General features: G+C 38.2%; 2 protein-coding genes. Both read left to right on the forward strand.

Going from position 1 to position 898, the window contains the following annotated elements; genetic code table 11:
* On the forward strand, positions 1–200 hold a 200-nt coding region (locus tag B5J93_RS13155; RefSeq protein WP_211278898.1), incomplete at its 5' end, for a helix-turn-helix domain-containing protein.
* Positions 201–407: 207 nt separating this feature from the next.
* Positions 408–898 (forward strand): IS3 family transposase (locus B5J93_RS13160; protein ID WP_158080759.1); only part of this gene is annotated, 491 nt, incomplete at its 3' end.

Below are 898 nucleotides of genomic sequence, written 5' to 3' on the forward strand. Positions count from 1 at the left end.
TGAACCGCACCCCAAAGCTCGCCACTCAAACACCAACCTTTGGGGTGCTTTTTATGGCAAAATACACAACCGACTTTAAATTGTCCGTGATTGAGTATTATCTTAATCATCACAGTTATCACCAAACCGCCAAACATTTTAACCTAGACCACAAAACCGTAGAGCTATGGGTTAAACTCTATCAAGTACAATGGCATTGATGGCATAAAAAGACGACACACAAAGACTGTTTATGATACAGACTTTAAGCTTAACGTCGCTCAAGCCATACAACAGGGCAAATCGCCTACACAACTTGCTATAGAGCTTAACATCTCAAATCCTACTCCTATCAATCCTTTGGCATCATGGGACTTACTATTAAACCCAAAGGCAGACCTAAAGGCATAAAAACAGTAAATGAAATAATGAATAAAACAACAAACAACAAAACCCAACCCATCAAAGCAGACAAAGACTTATCCTTAAAAGAGCGTATCAAACACATTTATCATACGCATAAAGGCAGGTATGGCTATCGTCGAATTACATTAGAGCTAAACAATCAGCTTGCCCAAAAAGGCATGGTCATTAATCATAAACGAGTGCAAAGGTTAATGCAAGAACTTGACGTAAAGGCAAGCATTAGACAAGTAAGGCGTAACAGATACTCATCTTATCAAGACACAATGGGTAAAGATACCATTAAGGACAATATACTCAAAAGAGACTTTAAAGCAGACAAATCCAACCAAAAGTGGGCAACAGACATCACTGAGTTTAAAGTACAAGACAGGGCAAATGACAGCAGTGTCATTCAAAGAAAACTATACTTATCGCCCATCATAGACTTATTTAATGGTGAGATTGTCAGTTATGCGATAAAGGATAGACCAACATATGCATTGGTCAAAGAGAT

The organism is Moraxella equi, assembly GCF_002027555.1.
Taxonomy (GTDB): domain Bacteria; phylum Pseudomonadota; class Gammaproteobacteria; order Pseudomonadales; family Moraxellaceae; genus Moraxella; species Moraxella equi.